Origin of the sequence: Pseudoalteromonas sp. BSi20652 (assembly GCF_000239855.1) — a bacterium.
Lineage (GTDB): Bacteria > Pseudomonadota > Gammaproteobacteria > Enterobacterales > Alteromonadaceae > Pseudoalteromonas.
In genome coordinates, this window is record NZ_BADT01000051.1 from 1 (window position 1) to 1820 (window position 1820).

Here is a 1820-nt window from a genome sequence, read left to right on the forward strand (position 1 = left end):
AGTGTACTGGGATAAAACAGGGTTTGCTTTGTGGTATAAGCGACTCGAAAAACAAAAGTTCAAATGGCCAAATAAAGCCACTTTGCAAGAATTTGAACTCAGCTCTGGGCAACTGGATTGGTTGTTGTCGGGATATGATGTGCTTGGCCATGAAGAATTGCAGTATCAATCTATGATCTAATTAACAGTAAACGATCATTGCCACACATCCGTTTTTATTTGCCCTGCAAACGAGAAAAGTGCATAAAACTTTGTTAAATTGCAGGGATGAAACTTGATGCACACTCACTTCCTGATGACCCAGAACAACTCAAGCGCATGCTGCTTGAGTTGCAACATGTCGTCGCTAAAAAAGATGAAGAGTTAGCTAAAAAGGATGCGCAAATTCACGAATTGCTGCAAGCTTATAATGCGAAACTTGCCAAAGAGTACGCTAAAAAATCAGAAAAAATGCCGGGGGCGGGTGAAGTATTCAATGAAGCAGAAGAAACGCTTGATGAGTATGATAAATCGCAATTGGCCACATCGCCTTCAATAAAGAAAGAAAAAGCCAAACCGAAACGCCGCCCACTGCCGGCGCAATTACCACGAGTAGACGTGATTGTTGACCTCAATGAGGATGAAAAAGTATGTGATTGCTGTCAAAGCACCTTACATAAAATGGGTGAAAGCAGCAGTGAAGCATTAGAGTTTGTGCCAGCGCATATCAAAGTGATTAAAACGATTCGCCCGAAATATACATGCCGTCACTGTGAGCAAGAAGGTATTGATTGTGTGGTGAAATCCGCCCCGATGCCCGCATCACCGATTCCAAAAAGTATCGCAACGGCCAGCTTGCTGAGTCAAATAATCACGTGTAAATACCAGTTTGGCTTACCGCTTTATCGCCAAGAAAAAATGTTAGGCGATATTGGTATAGAATTAAGCAGGCAAACCATGTCGAGCTGGATGCTACGTTGTGCACAATTGTTGTCACCCCTGTATCAACGCTTAAAAGAGGTGTTGTTATCGCAAGCAGTTATCCATGGCGATGAAACCCCGTTAAACGTCATCAACGCAGATAAAGCGACAAGCTATATGTGGCTGTATTGTTGCGGTGATGATAAACCGGGTAAAAGCACTAATATTGTCCTGTTCGATTATCATAACAGCCGTGCGGGCCAATGTGCGGTTGATTTTCTTGATGGTTACCAAGGCTACATGCACGTTGATGGTTACAAGGCCTATGAGCAAACTCAGGCAACACTGGTTGCATGCCTTGCTCATATGCGTCGTAAATTCATCGAAGCGAAAGGCAATAATAAGAAAACAGGCAAAGCGGATGTAGCGCTCAACCTCATTGGTAAGCTCTACGGTATTGAGCAAGCCATCAAAGATAAGCCAGCCACAGAGAAGTACACTGTTAGACAACAAAAAGCCAAACCTATTGTTGACGAGTTATACCAATGGTTGCTCAAACACAAAGATAAAATCCCGCCCAAAATGATGCTAGGTAAAGCTATTAACTACGCGATAAATCAATTTGAAAAATTCCGGCGGTACCTTGATGATGGCAGACTTAAAATAGATAACAACCGCGCAGAGCGTGCCATAAAACCCTTCGTGATAGGGCGAAAAAACTGGTTGTTCTCAAATACCAGCAAGGGTGCACATGCCAGTGCGATACTTTATAGCCTTGTTGAAACGGCAAAGGCAAATGACCTTGTGGTGCATGATTATATCTCTAGTTGCTTACAGCACCTAGCTGAGCAGCCTGATAACCTTGAGGCGCTGTTACCTTGGAACATTAAGAAAGGCTAGGTGTCGTTAGCTAGACGCTT

2 protein-coding genes are annotated in these 1820 nt (G+C 43.3%); both read left to right on the forward strand.

The annotated features are described in order from the left end of the window. Positions 1 to 181: IS66 family insertion sequence element accessory protein TnpB (tnpB, locus tag P20652_RS13525; RefSeq protein ID WP_033017183.1), on the forward strand; the 181-nt coding region annotated here is incomplete at its 5' end. Between the two features lie 86 nt (positions 182 to 267). Further along, entirely contained in the window at positions 268 to 1800 is a 1533-nt protein-coding gene (locus P20652_RS13520) for an IS66 family transposase (protein WP_008166784.1), read from the forward strand. Positions 1801 to 1820: the final 20 nt, after the last annotated feature.